The following is a 19,719-nucleotide window of genomic DNA, read 5'->3' on the forward strand; positions in this document are numbered from 1 at the left end:
AAGAAAATGAGAAAAATAATGATTCTTGCAATCTTGATAGTGCTGTCAAGTGCATGCAGTGATTTTTTGGAAGAAGAACCAAAGGACTTTTTATCGCCCGATAATTTTCCCAATACACAGAATGATGTTATACAACTTATTGGAGGAGTGCAAACTAGATTTGGCAGAAACGACTATTATGACAGGGATTTATGGGATGTCGTAGGTTATGGGGCTGATCATGTTACATCCAGATTCTTGCCTGGGAATATCCGAGGGGATATGGAGCACTATACATTTTTAACAGATAACCCAAGAATACTGTCTCTATGGGAAACCAACTATTTTGGCATCAATGCGATGAACCAGATATTACAGGCATTGGAGGGACGTGATGAGGGTTGGATTCCTGGATATAGGGGTGCCGCTTTGTCCTTCAGGGCGCTATTCTATTTTCATTTGGTTCAGTTGTTTGGAGATTTGCCCATTGTTACCGAACCCATATCCGACCTGGGATCTGGACTTGAGGTGGGCAGAAGCCCAGTTGCCGAGGTATATGCGTTGATTGAAAATGATCTTTTGGAGGCAGAGTCTTTGTTGGAAGGTGTCGATTTTGGAAGACCGGGATTGCCCACGGTAGGGTTTGCAAAGACGTTACTTGCCAATGTATATCTGACTATGGCCGGATTTCCTTTAGAAGATGATTCCAAATGGGCATTGGCGGCAGCCAAGGCGAAAGAAGTTAAGGCCTCGGGAACTTATAGCTTGGTAAGACCGTTTTCCGATCTTTGGTTGATAGCCAACGAAAATGGCCCTGAACATATTTTTTCTACCCAAAGGGATATGGCAGAGAGCAGTCTTCAGGCATTTTTTCCGGCGCGAACACGACCGAACTTTATAGGATATCAATCGGGAACTTCAAATTATAATGGAGATTGGGGTCTATATAACAAGTATTCCGATGAGGATTTGCGACGATCGGCCTCTTTTGATACGATTATTGTAAGTACTGAAACGGCCTCTGTGGATTCCCCTGTTAGAATTTGGAATTATACTGAATTCAATGGAGGTACCAATCCGAAGGAAACAAGGCCATACAGCCTAAAATACTTTGATTCAGGCCGACCTTATAACGAGTTTAGAAATTTCGGCAGAAGGCAGCCAACAAATTTCCCAATTTATAGATATGCAGAGGTATTACTTTTTATAGCAGAGGCTGATAATGAAGCAAATAATGGCCCAACACAAGATGCTTACGATGCCATTAATGAGGTAAGGGATAGGGCCGGACTTGCACCCTTATCGGGATTGGGTCAAGATGAATTCAGGGATGCTGTTCGATTGGAAAGGGAATTAGAACTAAACTTTGAATTGAAGCGGCGTTTCGACTTAGTGAGGTATGGAATATTTTATGAGGTCATGTCGCAAGAGGAATTTGCTGAGGATGGTATTCAGCCTCATCACGTACTTTATCCAATTCCTGCAAACGAACTCTCGGTGAATCCAAGTCTTGAACAGAATCCTGGATATTGATTGGTGTTAGGATAAACGATTAACGGATAGTTGTGCAAGCAAAAGGCCTTTTTAGAGGGGCTATGTTAGTAATTATTTGAGTTAGGTTTTTTTAAGAAAAGAGTATCCCTGCTACACCACGAATTGGAATCAGGGTGCTCTTTTTAAAAAAATGAGCCTAAGCCTATCTACAATTGATTCTTTAGTCATATCTGAACTTCCTTTCTAAGGTATTAGACTTATTCAAGATTAATACGAATACTCTACAGCAGTTTCTAGAACACAAAATTCCCTAGAATGATTATAAAAGATGAACAAATAATGGAACAAGGCTTTAAGAAAGTCAATTATTGGCCAAAGGGGTATACTGTTGTACTACTTATTTTTTTAACTACAATGGAGGTTTTCGGATTTGATAATATGAGCGATTCTTTAATTACTAAAGAAGTTTTTGGTATTATGCCCGATGGTAAAAAAGTCAACTTGTTCAGCCTTAAAAACTCTAGTGGCCTGGTTGTCAAAATTACCGATTACGGAGGCACGGTGGTATCGGTGCAAACCCCTGACCGAAATGGAAATAGCGCCGATATCATAATTGGATATGATTCGTTTGAAGACCTGTACCATAAAAACGATTCCTATTTTGGTGTTCTTGTAGGCCGATACGCCAACAGGATAGGTAATGCAAGATTCAGCCTAGCCGGAAAGGAGCATGTATTGTCAGCTAACAATGGCGACCACCATCTTCATGGCGGAGTCAAGGGAAATTTGGACAAGGTTCTTTGGTCGTCACAAATTGTCGATGAAAAAGAACAACCAAGACTAAGACTGACATACCATAGTTCCGAAAATTCATCCGAATATTCGGGAAATGTCGATCTACAGGTCGATTATAGCTTGACCGAGAATAACGAACTGGTCATAGAATATAGGGCTTCGTCGGACAAGCCGACAATAATCAACCTGACGAACCATAGTTATTTTAACCTTTTAGGCCTTTCAGACGGTGATGACCCAATCGAAAATGTATTGGGGCATGAAGTAAGCATTAACGCGGATTTTTATACCCCTGTTGATGAGACACTGATACCTACTGGTGAGATTATCTCTGTAAAGAATACGCCAATGGATTTTATAGCTCCAAAAACCATTGGTTTGGAAATAGGCTCCGTTTCTGGGGGATACGATCATAATTATGTTCTTAACAAAACAGAAAGGGACGTTCTTAGTTTGGCCGCAAAGGTACTAGAACCCAAGTCAGGGCGGACTCTTACCGTACTGACCACCAAACCCGGACTCCAATTCTATACGGGCAATTTCTTGGATGGCACCCAAATCGGAAAGTATGGGAAACCCATCATAAAAAATGGTGGATTCTGTATGGAATCACAGTTTTTTCCTAATTCCCCTAACCAGCATCATTTCCCAAGCCCAGTGCTACTTCCCAGTGAAACCTATACCCACAAAACAGTTTACAAGTTTGGAATCAAGAAATGATTGAGTTGAAAGAAAATATCGGCAACAATTTAAATAAAACGCTCAATTGTTTTACAAACAAAATTTTTGGGCAAAATGGACATACAATTCTCCACCTACTTTTTTTCATCGTTTGGTCAGTTCCAACTTTTGCATCGGCCGAATCACTATATCAAGAGAGTTGTTATGCACGTTTGGAAAATGACACCCTTATACTGGGAAATACAAGAATTGAACGACAATTTCTATGGAACGGAGGTAATCTACTTGGCTTGGCCATCACCAATAAGGATTCCAATCATACTTGGGCAATAAAAACTGAACCAAATACTACTTTTCCTGAGGAGGGTAGTTCCCCGAAAAATGCAACATTTGAAGCTCAGTGGGTTGCAGGCACTAATATCTTGAATGGTCATCTGGAGGCCACCCTAAAATATTCCCTTGGTGAATTACATATTAAAAAGGTGTTCAGAATTTATCCTGATACTCCAGCCATAGTCTGCGATATTTATCTCAAAGGAAAAACAAGGATAGATTGGAATGATAAGACTTTTACTCAATCGGCAATGTCGGGGGAAGAAAAAAAGTTGTTAAAACAATTAGAAGAAACCAATCCGTTCCCAATCTTGGATAGGCTCATAATGCCTGGCAACCATTGGAAATTAAACGTTGTTGATTTTAAGGATGTTACCGACATAAACAACAATTTAATACAAGACGAGAACTACTTGGCCTTTAATCGACCCTTATTGCTAAAGGGTAATCTATTGTTTGCCTTTGACCAGATAAAAGAAGAGCAGCTTTTTGTTTTAAAAGAGGCCCCTCTATCCAATAAGCAATTGTATTATCCGGGCTATGATTTTTATTTCAAGTACGATGAACTACAGGTCGTGGGTCTGGGAATGAATACCTCCAATATAAAGGAAACGGAATGGACAAGGGGGTACGGAGTTGTAATTGGAGTGGCAGGGTTGGATGAGTTGGGTAAGCTTGAAGCATTGCGATTGTATCAAAAACAATTGCGGAACCGTGATTCAATCCGTGACGAGATGTTGATGATGAACACTTGGGGAGATCGCGGCCAAGACGGAAAAATCAACGAAGTATTCGCAATACGCGAGTTGGAGGCAGGATCTAGATTGGGCATAACCCATTTGCAATTGGATGATGGATGGCAAAAAGGCCTTTCAAAAAATTCTGTTGATGAATCCGGGAATTTGTGGAACCAGTGGGATGCGGAAAGTTGGGAGCCCCATCCGGAACGGTTCCCCAATGGCCTGGAACCAATACTTGAAAAAGCCAAGTTCCTTGGTATAAAATTGGGACTCTGGTTTCATCCAAGCGATGCAGATAGTTATAAGAATTGGGAGCAGGATGCAAATGTGCTTTTATCGCTATACGAAAAATATGGTATAACGAATTTTAAGATTGATGGCATTGAATTGCCTGATAAACAATCTGAAATCAATCTTCGCAGGCTTTTCGACAAAGTAGTGGAAGATACCGAAGGCAAGGTAGTGTTTAATTTGGATGCGACCGCGGGAAAACGGGGAGGCTACCATTATTTACAGGAATATGGAAACATTTTCCTTGAAAATCGGTATACGGATTGGAGCAATTACTACCCACATTGGACATTGCGAAACCTGTGGATGCTCTCCCGCTATGTTCCTGCAGAAAATCTTCAAATAGAATTTTTGAACAAATGGCGCAACGAGGAAAAATATAGGTCGGATGATCCATTCGCTCCCCACAAACTACCCTTCGACTATCAGTTTGCCATAACCATGATGGGCCAGCCATTGGCTTGGTTTGAAGGGAGCAATCTTCCTGAAAAGGCATTTGACATTTCCCCGATCGTACAGGGATATAAGGAGGTCATGCATGACATTCACTCAGGCATTATTTTACCCATTGGTGAAGAACCTTCAGGAAAATCATGGACAGGCTTTCAATCCTTAAAGGAGAACCATGAGGGCTACTTTCTTGTGTTCAGGGAAGGTAATGACAACGACGCAGCATCCATAAATACTTGGCTTCCTCAAGGCAGAAAAGTAATCATGACCAGTATACTTGGCCATGGTCAGGACTTTGAAGCATTAGTGGATGATCAAGGAAGTATTCAATTCATGTTGCCTAAAGCGAACAGTTTTGCACTTTACAGATATCAATACAACTGAGATGATAAAGAATTTTTATACAAATGGCCAAACACTATATGACTCATAAGAATCAAAATATTGCAAGGTATGTTTATGGCTGTATATGGATTTTTCCCATGGTACTAGTTTTTGCGTGCGGCACAAAGACCTACAATAGTGAGCGCACACGACCAAATGTACTTTTTATTTCAGTGGATGATTTGAGACCCGAACTGGGCTGTTACGGCAAATCACAAATACTTTCTCCCAATATGGATAAACTGGCCGCTGAGGGCACGCTCTTTGAACGGGCCTATTGCAATGTACCTGTCTGTGGAGCTTCGAGGGCCAGTATCCTAACCGGTTTACGACCCAACCCTACACGCTTTCTTACCCATAAAAGCTATATCGATGTTGATGCGCCGAACGTGGTTACGCTGCCCCAACATTTTAAACGCAACGGATACCTGACCTTAAGCTTGGGAAAGGTGCTACACAATTGGGCAGACGATGCCCTTCAAAGTTGGAGCGAACCACCCTGGCATCCAAGAGTGTTCGAAGAAGGAAATGCTGGAAGACAAAGACTTAATTATCAATTGGATGTAAATAAGGATAAGAGACCGCCCTATGAAAGGGCGGAAGTTATCGATACTGCCTATCTGGACGGAAAGATCGCGAACCGCGCAATAAGGGAGCTGCAGAGGTTCGCTGAAAGCGACCAGCCTTTTTTCATCGCCATGGGCTTCGTAAAGCCGCACCTGCCCTTCAATGCCCCCGCCAAGTACTGGGACCTCTATGACCCGGATAAAATCGAGTTCCCCGAATTCATGGAATACCCGGAGAACGTTCCGGACGAGGCGCGCCATAATTCCAGCGAATTGCGCACGTACGATGACATTCCCAAAGAAGGCCCTTTGTCCGATGCAATGGCGCGATCATTGATGCATGGCTACTATGCGTGCGTGAGCTATGTGGATGCCCAGATCGGGAGAGTGATGAAGGAGTTGAAAAGGCTTGGGCTGGAGGAGAATACGATTGTGGTGGTATGGGGCGACCATGGCTGGAGCCTAAGGGAGCACGGACTTTGGTGCAAGCATTCCACATTTGATGTCGCTATGCGGGCACCCCTCATTGTAAAGACCCCGGTCAATAAAGGTGATCAAAGGGTTCATTCATTAGTGGAATTCGTTGACTTGTATCCTACGCTGTGTGATTTGGCCGACCTAACTAAACCCAGTCATCTCCAAGGCGATAGTTTTACCTACTTGTTGGGAGACCCAGATGCGAACGGAAAAGAAGCGGTTTTTGGCAGATGGCAAAATGCTGATTTTATGAAAACCAGACAACATGGCTATACAGAATGGTTTTCCGAAGATGGCAAATCACAAGCTCGAATGCTCTATGATCATTTGATCGACCCAAACGAAACCAAAAATATTGCTCAAAAACAGGGTAATGCCGATATGATAAACAAGTTCAGCGAACGTGTTGAAGAATTACGTCAAATTGAATAACAAGTGTACCCTTAAGGGAACATTATTGGAACAATAAGAAATTATATAAACAGAACACAATGAAAAGGGAGCTTAGAATATTTTTTTATAGCCTATTAGGGTTCTTTGTCTTAGGGTTTATCTGGAGTTTTTCAAAAAGCGGGGTCGATAAGATCCGCAAAAAAGAACCAACTGATCATCAAATTATTAATCACAAAGAAAATACGTCATCTGCGAATGCCCAGAAATCGGTATCTGAAAAGAATGAAAATGAAATTGAAAGATCTTTACCTAAGACCAAGGAAAAGCCCTTGAACGTTCTCTTCATAGCAGTGGATGATTTAAGGCCCGAACTTGGCTGCTATGGCAAATCACAAATATATTCCCCCAATATCGATAAATTGGCCGATCAAGGTTTTCTGTTTGAGCGTGCTTATAGCAATGCCCCTGTTTGTGGGGCCTCCAGGGCCAGTATCCTCACAGGTTTACGGCCCAGCCCTTCACGTTTTCTTACCCATAAAAGCTATATCGATGTTGATGCACCCAACGTTGTCACCATGCCAAAGCATTTCAAGAACAATGGTTATGCATCATTGAGCCTTGGGAAGATATTGCACAATTGGAACGAGGATGCCCTTGACAGCTGGAGCGAGACACCTTGGCATCCGAGGGTATTTGAGCCCGGTTCTTGGGAACAACAAAGGTTGAACTACCTACGTCCCGAAAATTTTGGAACCCGGGCACCGATTGAAAAGGCGGGAGTTGCCGACACTGCCTATCTGGACGGAAAGATTGCGAACCGCGCAATAAAGGAGCTGCAGAGGTTTGCTGAAAGCGACCAGCCTTTTTTCATCGCTATGGGCTTCGTAAAGCCGCACCTGCCCTTCAATGCCCCCGCCAAGTACTGGGACCTCTATGATCCAAATAAAATCGAGTTCCCCGAATTCATGGAATACCCGGAGAACGTTCCGGACGAGGCGCGCCATAATTCCAGCGAACTGCGCACCTACGACGACATTCCCAAAGAAGGCCCTTTGTCCGATGCAATGGCGCGCTCATTGATGCACGGCTACTATGCGTGCGTGAGCTATGTGGACGCCCAGATAGGTAGGGTAATGGAAGAGCTAAAAAGGCTTGGATTGGAGGAGAATACGATTGTGGTGGTATGGGGCGACCATGGTTGGAGCCTAAGGGAGCACGGACTTTGGTGCAAGCATTCCACATACAACATAGCCCTGCATACTCCCTTAATAGTGAAAATTCCGAATAAAAAAGGAGGCCAAAAAATCAAGGCCCTTACCGAACTTGTTGACCTCTATCCCTCCCTTTGTGACCTTGCAGGGTTGTCCAGGCCTTATCATCTTCAGGGTGATAGTTTTGCTTACCTGATTGAAAACCCCAATGCAAAGGGCAAGGATGCCATTTTTGGAAGATGGGTGGACGCAGATCTAATCAAAACGGACAGATATCTATATACAGAATGGTACACCTTAGACGGTAGAACCAAAGCGCGAATGCTTTACGACCACCATAAAGATCCCGATGAAACGGTAAATATTGCAGAACGGTACGAGCACACCGACATGGTGAAGGACTTTAGTAACCGTCTCCAAAGACAGCGCAAAATCCAATGACAGATTATTAAAGCATAGATAAGCGAACTTTTTTATGAACAGTATTCAATTTGAATCGATGAGAAAACTACAAAGCACATTTTTTTATAGCCTAATTCTTTGTTTAGCGGGAATTGGCCAGAGTTGTCAGGATAAGCCGAAGGAAGTGACCGAGCCATCGAAAATGACGGAGTTGAACCCAGATGACTTCAAACATTATATAGACAGGTTTAACAATGACGATTTATATGAATCCGATTCCTATGTAGCAAACGATAAGGCCTGGGCTTGGTTAAGAGGTCAGATACCACTTTTTGAATGCCCCGATAGCACTATTGAAAAGACCTATTACTTTAGGTGGTGGACCCTCAGAAAACATATCAAAAAGAGCAAGGAATCTTTTGTAATGACCGAGTTTCTGCCTGAGGTGCCATGGGCTGGCCCAGAGAACACCATAGTGTGCCCCGTCGGTCATCAGTACAATGAGTTCAGATGGTTTCACGAGACTAGCTATCTCGATGACTATTCGAGATTTTGGTTTGAAAAGGGTCAAGTGGATCGCTATTCCAATTGGATAGTTGATGCCCTTTATCAGAGATATTTGGTGGTCAAAGAAAAGGAGTCTCTTACGGCACTACTTCCTAAGATGATTGATTTCTATGAATCTTTTGAAAAAAGGCAAATGACCAAACATGGCCTTTTTTGGAGCATCGATACCAGGGAAGGTATGGAATTCAGTATAAGCGGTGTTCCTGACACAGTTATTGCAAATAATCTTGCCCATAAACAGGTTTATCCGCCTGGTTTGGCACACAAGGGCTATCGGGTCGCAACAAATTCCTATATGTATGCAAATGCCCTTGCAATTTCTAAAATAGCGAAGTTGGCCGGTAAGGAAGAAACTGCACTACTATACGAGGATAAGGCCAAGGGACTAAAAAGCTTGGTTCAAAATAAACTATGGGATCATGATGCCCAATTTTTTAAATCATCCATTGACAATGGTGATTCACCTATTCTTTCCGAGGCCAGGGAGTTGAGCGGTTATATACCGTGGTATTTCAATCTTCCGGATGAAGGCTACGAGGAATCATGGGCCCAATTGATGGATTCCCAAGGTTTTTATTCTGATTATGGCCCCACATCTGCCGAAAAGAGGCATCCTGACTTTATGTATGAAAATGGCCATATGTGCTTTTGGAATGGCCCCTCATGGCCATTTGCAACTACCCAAACCTTGGTGGGTCTTGCGAACTTGTTAAATAATTACGACCAGCAAGTCATAGGTAAGGAAGATTACTTGAAGGTTTTAGGTGACTATGCACATTCACATAGACTTAAGTTGGAAAATGGCAAAGAAGTGAGTTGGATTGGGGAGAGCATCAATCCCGAAAATGGTGATTGGCTCTCGCGAAAAATCATGTACGAAAAGAATGCAGATGACAAGGATCGAGGTGTCCATTACAATCATTCAGGATATATAGACCTTATCGTTACAGGTTTGGTGGGACTAAGGCCTAGAGAAGACAACATTTTAGAGATTAACCCGCTTGTTCCCGAGGAAAAATGGGATTATTTCCGACTGGACAATGTGCTGTACCATGATAAAAAAATATCCATAGTTTATGACAAGACCGGAAAAAAATATGGGTTGGGCAAGGGAATTATGGTTTATGTAAATGGCAAACAGATTGCCTCAAGCGAAGAACTAGGAAGAATAGAAGTAGAACTTCCTCCCTTGACGGAAACCTATAGTGAGACCAATGCTGGTTGGGAAAAATACGAGGGCAACCCGGTTCTGGGAGGCGAGCTGGGAACATGTTTCGATGTCTCCCTACTCAAGGAAGAAGATAAATATCAGATGTGGTTTTCGTGGCGCCCAGAACAAAGTATTGCCCTGGTGGAAAGCACTGATGGCAAGAACTGGGACAAGCCCCAAATTTCCCTGGCACCCAATATGGAATCAAAGTGGGAAGATAGGGTAAACCGCCCCGTGGTCATTAAGAATGACAAAGGTTATAAAATGTGGTACACGGGCCAGATTTCAACTCCTGAAAATAAATCTGAAATCGGGTTGGCCACCAGTACGGATGGGATTATTTGGAATAGAGTACAAGGAGAATCGGTCATTGAACCCAGTGTGCCATGGGAAAAGAACGCCATTATGTGTCCCCATGTAATCTGGGATGAGTCCAACAATCTTTATCAAATGTGGTATTCCGGAGGGGAACAATACGAACCGGATGCCATTGGTTATGCTACCAGCACAGACGGGGTAGAATGGAACAAGCATGAAGCCAATCCTGTTTTTAGTGCGGACCAGAACAGCCCATGGGAGTATGAAAAAGTAACGGCTTGTCAGGTAGTAAAGCATAAGGACTGGTATTATATGTTCTACATCGGCTTCCACGACGTTCATTGGGCACAGATTGGAGTAGCACGTTCTAAAGATGGTGTTTCCAATTGGGAGAGACATCCTCAAAATCCCATTATCAAAACCAGTAAAGAGGGATGGGACCGGGATGCCTGTTATAAGCCCTACGTCATTTTTGACGAAGAAAATGATCAATGGATGCTTTGGTATAATGGCAGAAAACTAAGTGTTGAGCAGATTGGTCTGGCCATTCATAAAGGAGAGGATCTGGGTTTTGACAAGTAACAATTTCATACCGTATTAACTCAACTATTATGGGCGATATTTCACATATATTTTTCATCAAGTAGGCCCAGGTTGAAACATTCGTAATTAAAACCAAATTTTTGATAAAAAAGTGAAGATGATACGACTTAAACTCCAAAAAGTGATTCTGAAGCTGTTTCTGGTTCTCATTATATTTTCATTGGGTTGCAAAGATCAGAATAAAGAGACAATATCAGAAGTACCCAATATCCTTTTTGCCATAATGGATGATGCCACGTATCTCCATATGGGAGCTTACGGCTGTGACTGGATAGATACTCCGAATTTTGATAGAATTGCCAGTGAAGGGCTTTTGTTTTCGAGGGCTTATACCCCTAACGCCAAATGCGCCCCTTCTCGATCTTCCATTCTTACGGGGCGAAATTCTTGGCAATTGGAAGAGGCCGCAAACCATTGGTGCTATTTCCCACAAAAATTCAAAACATATGCTGAAGTTTTGGAAGAAAACGACTATCATGTAGGTTATACAGACAAAGGATGGGCTCCCGGAATTGCCAAAAACGCAGATGGATCAGAACGGTTTCTACTTGGTAAAGCATATAATGAAAAAATAACTTCACCTCCTACTAGCAAAATCTCAACTGTCGATTACGCCGCCAATTTTTCAAGCTTTTTGGAAGCTGATAAAGGGGATAGGCCATTCTGTTTTTGGTATGGGTCAAGAGAACCACATAGGGCTTATGAAGAAGGGTCTGGAATTCGCAAAGGCGGTAAGAAAATTGAGCAGATTGATATGGTGTATTCCTTTTGGCCAGATAATGAAGCTGTTCGCTCCGATTTATTGGATTATGCTTATGAGATAGAATATTTTGATTTTCAATTGGGGAAAATGCTAAAAACTTTGGAGGAAAAAGGAAAGTTGGATAATACCATTATCGTGGTAACCTCTGACAATGGCATGCCATTTCCCAGAATCAAGGGACAAGAATATGAGCTTTCAAATCATTTACCACTTGCAATAATGTGGAAGGATGGCATCAAAAATCCTGGTAGGGTTATCGATGGTTTGGTAAGTTTTATCGATTTGGCGCCTACATTTTTAGAACTGGCCAAAATTGGTCAAGACTCAAGCGGAATGGAACCTATTACCGGCAAAAGTTTGGTCAAATTTTTTGACTCCAATCAATCGGATGTTAAAGATACTTTTAGAGATTTTGTCCTTATAGGTAAAGAGCGACACGATATTGGGCGGCCTGATGACGTGGGCTATCCGATTCGTGGAATTGTAAAGGAAGATTATCTCTTTATCCAAAACTTTGAGACGGAAAGGTGGCCCGCCGGAAATCCATCCACAGGCTATTTGAATTGCGATGGAAGCATTACAAAGACAGAAATATTAAAATCCAGGGAAGACCCTAAAACGTCCCACTATTGGAATCTGTCTTTTGGCAAGAGGCCAGAATATGAACTTTACAACATCAGGACAGATCCGGAATGTATGTACAATCTGGTGAATGAGCCTGAATTATTGCCAACTGCTGAGAGGCTTAAGAATCTAATGGTTTCAGAGTTAACAAAGCAAACAGACCCAAGAATTTTAGGGAATGGGGAAATATTTGATAACTATAAATATGCAGATTCAACAGGGGTCAACTTTTACGAACGATACATGGCAGGAGAAAAACTGAATTCCGGTTGGGTTAATCCTTCTGATTTTGAAAAGGGTGATTTTAACTAAAAGTAGGGAAGATGCATTTTAAAACCTCTACACAGGAGGATAAAAATAATTTTGAAGCGTAGAAGAACAGGTGTTGACAAGAAATACTGGAAATGGAATTTTGGCAAAAGGCCCTCCGAAGAACTGTACAATATTAAGAAAAACCCGTATTGTATGAACAATTTGGAAGGGAAGGCACGATTTGAAGAAAGCAAAGATCAACTTAAAGCAAGTCTTTATGCGCATCTAGAGAACCAAAATGACCTTAGGGTTCAAGGTTAAGGCCATCTATATGAAAGTAGTCCACAAGTAAAGCTAAGTCATTTTTATGAAGATTATATGAGTGGAAAAAACCCAAAGGCAAGCTGGGTCATTGAAAGTGATTTCGAACCATTTTATGTGGATGCCAATGGGAACAATCTCGAAAAGGTCATCATTAAAAAAATCAAATGAGCCCTAAAAAACTCTACCCTATGAATCGGGATAGCCGAGATACTGTTGGAAATCTCTCCAGCTGTTAAACAAATATTGTAGTAAGTAATCTAATCTATTAAAAAAATGAAAACAACAAAAGTTTTAAAGACCAGATTTTGGTCTTATGCTGTTGGGACCATGTGCCTAGCAGTCATGATTTCTTCCTGTGAGAAAGAAAACCTAGAGGCTCCCCTTATAGAGGATTCCTCTGAAAACACCCTTGCCCGTGCGGTCTATTCCAACAGAACAGTTGGTTTTAACAAGTCTGATCAAACCTATACCAATTCTATGGCCACCTCTGATTTTGGCAGTATTGGAGGCTGGAGTTCAGGTGAAGCAGGAGCTTACATAAGAGCCAATGCACTTAGAATAACCTTGAAGAAGAACAAGGTAGGTTCTGGCAGTGGTATGAATTCTACCGTCAATGTATCTGATGGTACAGAGTATGAGGTGGAGTTCAAGGTGAAATTCAATAGTGGATTTGAGTGGAGTCGCGGAGGAAAAATGGGTTGGGGCTTTTCAATTGGTAATGGAGTCACGGGCTGCAACGGTGATGATGCCAGAGCAGGCCAGGGCGGTAGTGTACGGTGTATCTGGTACGCGCCAGATATGTCAAAAGGTGATAATAACGGTACTGCATATTTCCGACCAGGCGTTTACTCCCGAGGAATGCCTGATGACTGTGCTGAAAATTTTGGAGCTAAATGGCCCAGCAGCTCATCTCTACAAACGGGGGTATGGTATACCGTTAAAATCTACTACAAGCAGAACACCAGTAATTCAAGCCAAAACGGCAAGCTTAAAATGTGGGTTAATGGAAATAAATTTTTAGACAAGAGCAACATGTGGTGGAGTGATAATTCCAACAATAGGAAAGTAGAAAAATTATTGTTTAACACATTCAGGGGAGGTAGTTCATCAACCTGGGAAGCGAACAATGATCACTTCGTTCGTTTCGATTATGTGAAATGGAAAAGGTTAGCCAGTTAAGAAGTTTATTGGTTTTTTGGTTGGTAACCTTCAGTGCTTCCAGTCTTTTGGGTCAGACCAATAGACTGGAAGTCCAATTGGCACCAGTGGTAAGTTTAGAAAATTTTTCATGGTCAATTGCTGGAAATCTCGAAGGTGCAGACCCTAATATTCTATCCGAACTGGAATGGGAAAACCTTGTCAATGCAGGATTCCTAATAGGGCTTCGTTACAAGATTTCAAGTCAATTTCGGATAGTGTTAAGTCAAGTTGTAATGACAACCTTGAGTGGTAATGTTACGGACACCGATTATGAAGGCGATAACCGACAGAATCCAGTTTTTAGGACATCTGAAAATGCCAATAAAGGACATTTTGTGCAGTCAGATGTTGGTATGACTTATGATTTCCAATTGGGTAGAAATCTTTACATGATCCCTTATCTAGGGGTGGTGTATTCAAACCGCTATCTATCCATCATTAATAAATCTAATGGGTTGGATAGTTCTTATAGACCCTACACCTATGGCCCGACATTGGGAGTAACACTAAAAATGGGTTTTAAAAATCATTGGGAAGTGGCCTTTGAAAGTCGGTTGGGCGCTACCAAATACAGGGCTTCAGGAGATTGGAACTTGATTGAAGAGTTACAACATCCTGACAGCTTTCGCCATAAAGCAAATATGTACAGCATCAACAGCCAGTTTTCTGTTATTAAAAGTATTGGAAAATCGAGTTTGGCAGTAATTCTTTTCTACGACTATGCATCTTCAGACGAAGGTGTTGATACCCTCTTTTTTGAAGATGGAAGTGTGGCTTATACCCAATTCAATGGAGCATCTAGCCAAACGTTTGGATTGGGTTTAAGCTATAGTAGATGGTTTTGGTGATAAGTAATTGATAAACGGATTGTGTTCCCCATTTCGGAATATAACAGAAGGAGATGAACTATAATTCTTTACTACACAGATATAATATCCCCCAAAGGCTGCTTTGGGTATTTTTTCTGGTAGGTACGATTTACAACTGTAAAAAATCGACCAAAAATCAACTACCGGTAGACTTGGTTCTTGAAAGGACACAGTTAACTAAAATCTGTGATTCAATATATGAGGCATATAGTCTACCCGGTTTGGCGATTGCCATACGCTATGGTGAAGATGAGTTTGTATTCTCCAAAGGAATTGCCGATCAACATATGAACCTTCCAGTTACCGATAGTACGCTTTTTTACATGGGCTCATTTAGTGAAGTTCCTATGACCATGGCCATGTTGGAGTTAGAAGAGGCAGGTCTGGTAGATTTGGACATTCCATTCAGAAAATATATTCCTTACCTCGACAAGGAATTTGATGGTGTTCAACCGACCATCCATCACTTATTGACCCATACCTCGGGCATAGAAGATACCAATCCAACTTGGGATGACACAAAATATGATACCGACGAATTGGAGATGACCTCTAAAAGCATAGCCGGATTACCACTACTCTTTGAACCGGGCAGTAAACGAACTTGGTGTGGGTATGGCTTTGATATATTGGCAGATATCATGCAAAAAACGACTGGTGAAAAATTTGAACATTTGTTGGATTCCCTTGTCTTAGAACCAATGGACATACAAGATGCTACATTTGAAATCAGAAAGGTAGATATTGCCAAGTTGGCGAAACCACAGGTGAAGAAAAACTATTTGGCCCATACCTATAAAAACGGAGATTTTTACCCTTATGCAAGGGAAAATGCAGGTAGCCATGGTTTTCACAGTTCGCTCTCTAATATGCTCAAATTGTTTACAATTCTTATTGATCAGGCAAACAACATTTTCCAATTTGAATACAAAGAACTCTTTAAAAGACAATACCAAACTTCTAATGATACCTACACTGCTTATGGTTGGCAGGTACTTAAAGTTTCTGATTCCTGCTTGTTCGAACACTCATGGCGACAAGGGGGTTTTAGTGGTTCTGTACTCATTGAACCGGAAAACTCATTTGCCATGGTTATTATAACTAACACGGTCTCAGAGTTTGTCCCTGCTACCTATACCTATAATTTTTGGAAAAACGTCATCCACCATAAAAAGATAGAAATAAAACCACCCTACCAAATCGCAATGGGCAAACAACTCAGTGAGGGAAAAACATTGGAGAAGGTTTTGAAAGGGTATGAGTTAGAGTATAAAAATAAGGAATCAGGATACAGCACTCCACCTGAAATTTTGGCTGAGTTTTACTCAAATCTTGTCATGGAGGAGAAGATTGATTTAGCTGAAGAATTGAAAGATTATTTGCAGACAAAACATCCAGAAGTTTACAATCTGGTCGAACCAATTCCAGTGGATTGAGTATAGAGTAGTTCTGTCAAGAAAAGAAAGAGGTAGTAAGGCAAGCAAATTGTAACAATCGATAAATATGTATACAAGATAACAATGGGTATTACACTAACAAAGGAAAGCAGCGATGTGATTCAGGTTTCATCTCCAGGACGGATTAATCTCATTGGCGAGCATACGGATTACAATGACGGTTTTGTGCTACCCGCTGCCATAGACAAGCGAATTTATATGAGGCTTTCGAAGAATGGAACTAAGACCACTTGTAGAATAAAAAGTAGGGGATTTGACAGTGTTTTGGTGGCCGACCTATTTAGTCTAAAACCGGGTACCGAGGGTTGGCACAACTATGTGCTGGGGGTGTTGAACGAGCTGCAACTGTTGACCCAAGGGCTTAAAGGCTTTGATTGTGAAATGTATACCGAGGTGCCTGCGGGTTCCGGAGTCAGTTCATCGGCCGCCCTTGAATGTGGGCTGGCCTATGGACTGAACGAGCTTTTTGAACTCGGGCTGAACAAATGGCAACTCATCAAACTGAGCCAACGTGCTGAACATAATTTCGTAGGAACCAAATGTGGCATCATGGACCAATTTTCATCGGTAATGGGCAAAAAGGACCATGCCATGTTGCTCGACTGCCAATCGTTGGATTTCGAATACATCCCAACAAAACTGAATCCTTATGTCATTTTAATGCTGAACACTAATGTGACGCACAACCTTTCGACCAGTGGTTATAATACGAGACGAGAGGAAAGTGCATCTGGATTAAAAATCATTACGGACCATTTTGGAGTAAAAAACTCATTTAGGGAAATCAATATGGAAATGGTGGAGGAATGTAGGGAGCTCTTGGGAGATGTGCGCTACAGAAGGTGCAGTTACATTTTGGAGGAAAACCAAAGGGTTCTCAAAGCTGCCAAAGCTCTCAAGAAAAATGACCTATTAGAATTGGGCGAGCTCTTGTACAGGTCACACAAAGGTCAAAGCGAAAAATATGAAGTGAGCTGTCCCGAACTTGATTTCTTGGTAGAATTTTCAAAAGGAACCAAAGAAATTCTGGGATCTAGAATGGTCGGTGGTGGTTTTGGAGGTTGTACGTTAAACCTTATCAATAAAGATGCGGTAGTTGACTATGTTGAAAGGGCCTCAATAGCCTATGAAAAAAAGTTCAAAATAAAGCTTTCACATTTTGTAACCGTGCCCAGTCAGGGTACTTCAATAACAAAACAAACATATGATGAGTTTAAATTTGGATGAACACCCGCACAGAAGGCACAATATATTGACCGGTGAATGGGTCCTGGTCTCACCGCACCGTACCAAAAGACCTTGGCAGGGCAAACAGGAAGGAACGGTATCGGAAGAACGTCCAAAATATGATGAGAACTGCTATCTCTGCCCGGGCAACACACGAGCTAGCGGAGAGGTCAACCCTAATTACGAATCAACGTATAGTTTTACCAACGATTTTTCTGCCCTCCTTTCCGATACTCCAGATGATGGGTATGAAGATGGGCTTTTGAGGGCAAGGAACGAGACCGGCATTTGCAAGGTAGTCTGTTTTTCCCCAAACCATTCGTTGACCCTTCCGCTGATGAAAATAGAGGCCATTGAAAAAGTGATCGGTCTGTGGCAGAAAGAGTATACCGAATTGGGGGCAATGGAAAACATCAACCATGTTCAGATATTCGAAAACAAAGGAGAATTGATGGGCTGCAGCAACCCACATCCCCATGGGCAGATATGGGCACAATGTTCCGTGCCACAGGAAGTTGAGAAAAAATCGCGCCAACAACTTCATTATTGGAGGAAAAACGGTGCTAGTCTTTTACAGGATTATTTGATACAGGAAATCCATCTCAATGAGCGGATCGTTGCACAGAACGAAGACTTTTTGGCCCTTGTCCCCTTTTGGGCGGTATGGCCGTATGAAGTCATGATTGCCCCAAAAAAGCACTACCAAAACATCGAACAACTGGCTAAGAGCGAAAGGACAGGTTTTGCCGAAATCATCAAAGAGGTCACCATAAAATATGACAATCTTTTTGAGACCCCGTTCCCCTACTCCATGGGAATTCATCAGGCTCCCACTGACGGGGCGGGCCATGAAGAATGGCATTTCCATATGTCCTTCTATCCCCCGTTGTTGCGTTCGGCAACGGTAAGGAAATTCATGGTCGGCTATGAAATGTTCGCCAACCCGCAACGTGACATTACCGTGGAACAGGCGGCGCAGACCCTCAGAAAACTTTCAAACGAGCACTATAGCCAAAAATCCGATTAAGATGCCCAAGATGACAACCATAAAAGAAGTGGCACAATTTCTAAAGGTTTCGCCGTCCACAATATCAAAAGCGCTCAGTGACAGTCCAGAAATCAGCCAATCAACAAAGCAGAGGGTTCGGGAAACCGCCGAAGCTTTAAGCTATGTACCCAATCACTATGCCCGTAGTCTGAAGTCCAAAACTACCCGGACCATAGGGATCATGGTACCCAATGTGATTGATGATTTTTTTGCAAAAGTATTGCATGGAATAGAGAAAGAGGCATCAAAATATGGATTCACACTCCTGGTCACTTTTTCCAACGACCGAAAAAAGGATGAATATAAAAACCTGTTGTCATTGATCAATCATAGTGTGGATGGGATTCTGATCTCCTTTTCAAAGGAAACACAGAAGTCGAATGACTACAGTAGCATCAGAAACATATTGAACTATGGGTTGCCCATGGTGATGTTTGACCGGATTCACGGGGAACTGCCCATCGATTCGGTGACCATTGACGATTTCAATGGGGCCTTGATCGCCACGGAATACCTGCACAGGTCCGGATGTAAAAAAATTGCCTTTTTATCCCCGATAGCAAACACGAGCGTGGGACGGTCACGTAAGGCAGGCTACCTGTCGGCACTCAAATCCATGGGACCGAAATCGAATACCTCTTTTTCCATCGAGTTCAGCGACTATGCCAAGTTCAAGAAAACGTTCTCGGGTGCAATGGCGAAACATGGTTTTGATGGCATCTTGGCGGCAGATGAACTTTCTGCCGTTTATGCTCTGAACACCTTGCAACAATTGGGGCATAAAGTCCCCAAAAAAGCATCAGTGATTGGTTTTACAAACGGGCCCATGGCGCAGGCCTCCCATCCTGCCCTAAGTGTGGTTTCCCAGCATGCCGAAAGAATTGGACGAATGTCCCTCCGATTGATTAGGGATATACTTATTAACCCGCAACGGGAAAACAAAAGAATCGTCATACGACCAGAATTGGTATTAAGGGATTCCACAAAAAAAATGAAACAAAAATGAATGGGATGGGGATAGCGGCAAAGGGGAACATATCCCGGTTTTTCTTGGGAGGAAC

14 protein-coding genes are annotated in these 19,719 nt (G+C 42.2%); all 14 read left to right on the plus strand.

From position 1 onward, the window contains the following. Positions 1 to 6 precede the first annotated feature (6 nt). Entirely contained in the window at positions 7 to 1,512 is a 1,506-nt protein-coding gene (locus tag BUC10_RS14170) for a RagB/SusD family nutrient uptake outer membrane protein (RefSeq protein WP_084732662.1), read from the plus strand. A gap of 276 nt (positions 1,513 to 1,788) precedes the next feature. After that, positions 1,789 to 2,988 carry an aldose epimerase family protein gene (locus tag BUC10_RS14175; protein WP_084732663.1) on the plus strand — a complete coding sequence of 400 codons (1,200 nt, stop codon included), beginning with the start codon at positions 1,789 to 1,791 and terminating at the stop codon, positions 2,986 to 2,988. Continuing rightward, positions 2,985 to 5,147, plus strand: a complete 2,163-nt coding sequence (locus BUC10_RS14180) for an alpha-galactosidase (RefSeq protein ID WP_116465779.1) — start codon at positions 2,985 to 2,987, stop codon at positions 5,145 to 5,147. The genes BUC10_RS14175 and BUC10_RS14180 overlap by 4 nt, the downstream gene beginning before the upstream one ends. Positions 5,148 to 5,245: 98 nt before the next feature. Next, on the plus strand, positions 5,246 to 6,622 hold the full coding sequence (locus BUC10_RS14185; RefSeq protein ID WP_073181050.1) for a sulfatase: 1,377 nt from the start codon (positions 5,246 to 5,248) through the stop codon (positions 6,620 to 6,622). A gap of 59 nt (positions 6,623 to 6,681) precedes the next feature. After that, a complete protein-coding gene (locus BUC10_RS14190; protein WP_084732664.1) occupies positions 6,682 to 8,235 on the plus strand; it encodes a sulfatase in 1,554 nt (517 codons plus the stop codon). A gap of 58 nt (positions 8,236 to 8,293) precedes the next feature. Beyond that, entirely contained in the window at positions 8,294 to 10,873 is a 2,580-nt protein-coding gene (locus BUC10_RS17925; RefSeq protein WP_073180839.1) for an MGH1-like glycoside hydrolase domain-containing protein, read from the plus strand. A 118-nt stretch (positions 10,874 to 10,991) separates the two neighbouring features. Further along, a complete protein-coding gene (locus BUC10_RS14200) occupies positions 10,992 to 12,593 on the plus strand; it encodes a sulfatase family protein (protein WP_073180841.1) in 1,602 nt (533 codons plus the stop codon). Between the two features lie 51 nt (positions 12,594 to 12,644). After that, the gene (locus BUC10_RS14205; RefSeq protein ID WP_073180843.1) at positions 12,645 to 12,854 is read left to right on the plus strand and encodes a hypothetical protein; all 210 of its coding nucleotides are present in this window, start codon (positions 12,645 to 12,647) and stop codon (positions 12,852 to 12,854) included. A gap of 276 nt (positions 12,855 to 13,130) precedes the next feature. Further along, a complete protein-coding gene (locus BUC10_RS14210) occupies positions 13,131 to 14,036 on the plus strand; it encodes a polysaccharide lyase (RefSeq protein WP_073180845.1) in 906 nt (301 codons plus the stop codon). Continuing rightward, entirely contained in the window at positions 14,015 to 14,905 is an 891-nt protein-coding gene (locus BUC10_RS14215; protein WP_073180847.1) for a hypothetical protein, read from the plus strand. The genes BUC10_RS14210 and BUC10_RS14215 overlap by 22 nt, the downstream gene beginning before the upstream one ends. A gap of 53 nt (positions 14,906 to 14,958) precedes the next feature. After that, a complete protein-coding gene (locus tag BUC10_RS14220) occupies positions 14,959 to 16,362 on the plus strand; it encodes a serine hydrolase domain-containing protein (protein WP_073180849.1) in 1,404 nt (467 codons plus the stop codon). 84 nt (positions 16,363 to 16,446) lie between these two features. After that, complete coding sequence (gene galK, locus BUC10_RS14225) at positions 16,447 to 17,610, plus strand: galactokinase (RefSeq protein WP_073180851.1); 1,164 nt, start codon at positions 16,447 to 16,449, stop codon at positions 17,608 to 17,610. Then, positions 17,591 to 18,637, plus strand: a complete 1,047-nt coding sequence (locus tag BUC10_RS14230) for a UDP-glucose--hexose-1-phosphate uridylyltransferase (RefSeq protein ID WP_073180853.1) — start codon at positions 17,591 to 17,593, stop codon at positions 18,635 to 18,637. Before galK ends, BUC10_RS14230 begins: the two co-directional genes overlap by 20 nt. A 1-nt stretch (position 18,638) precedes the next feature. Continuing rightward, positions 18,639 to 19,664 (plus strand): LacI family DNA-binding transcriptional regulator, encoded by a 1,026-nt coding sequence (locus BUC10_RS14235; protein ID WP_073180855.1) that lies wholly within the window; start codon positions 18,639 to 18,641, stop codon positions 19,662 to 19,664. The last annotated feature ends 55 nt before the right edge of the window (positions 19,665 to 19,719 follow it).

Origin of the sequence: Flagellimonas flava (genome assembly GCF_900129665.1) — a bacterium.
Lineage (GTDB): Bacteria > Bacteroidota > Bacteroidia > Flavobacteriales > Flavobacteriaceae > Flagellimonas > Flagellimonas flava.

Excerpts from the sequence above, each read along its gene's own strand:
- BUC10_RS14235 (WP_073180855.1), top strand. The coding sequence starts at position 18,639 with ATGCCCAAGATGACAACCATAAAAGAAGTGGCACAATTTCTAAAGGTT.
- BUC10_RS14185 (WP_073181050.1), top strand. The coding sequence starts at position 5,246 with ATGGTACTAGTTTTTGCGTGCGGCACAAAGACCTACAATAGTGAGCGC.
- BUC10_RS14210 (WP_073180845.1), top strand. The coding sequence starts at position 13,131 with ATGAAAACAACAAAAGTTTTAAAGACCAGATTTTGGTCTTATGCTGTT.
- BUC10_RS14230 (WP_073180853.1), top strand. The coding sequence starts at position 17,591 with ATGAGTTTAAATTTGGATGAACACCCGCACAGAAGGCACAATATATTG.
- BUC10_RS14190 (WP_084732664.1), top strand. The coding sequence starts at position 6,682 with ATGAAAAGGGAGCTTAGAATATTTTTTTATAGCCTATTAGGGTTCTTT.
- BUC10_RS14215 (WP_073180847.1), top strand. The coding sequence starts at position 14,015 with ATGGAAAAGGTTAGCCAGTTAAGAAGTTTATTGGTTTTTTGGTTGGTA.
- galK (WP_073180851.1), top strand. The coding sequence starts at position 16,447 with ATGGGTATTACACTAACAAAGGAAAGCAGCGATGTGATTCAGGTTTCA.
- BUC10_RS14175 (WP_084732663.1), top strand. The coding sequence starts at position 1,789 with ATGATTATAAAAGATGAACAAATAATGGAACAAGGCTTTAAGAAAGTC.
- BUC10_RS17925 (WP_073180839.1), top strand. The coding sequence starts at position 8,294 with ATGAGAAAACTACAAAGCACATTTTTTTATAGCCTAATTCTTTGTTTA.
- BUC10_RS14220 (WP_073180849.1), top strand. The coding sequence starts at position 14,959 with ATGAACTATAATTCTTTACTACACAGATATAATATCCCCCAAAGGCTG.
- BUC10_RS14180 (WP_116465779.1), top strand. The coding sequence starts at position 2,985 with ATGATTGAGTTGAAAGAAAATATCGGCAACAATTTAAATAAAACGCTC.
- BUC10_RS14170 (WP_084732662.1), top strand. The coding sequence starts at position 7 with ATGAGAAAAATAATGATTCTTGCAATCTTGATAGTGCTGTCAAGTGCA.
- BUC10_RS14200 (WP_073180841.1), top strand. The coding sequence starts at position 10,992 with ATGATACGACTTAAACTCCAAAAAGTGATTCTGAAGCTGTTTCTGGTT.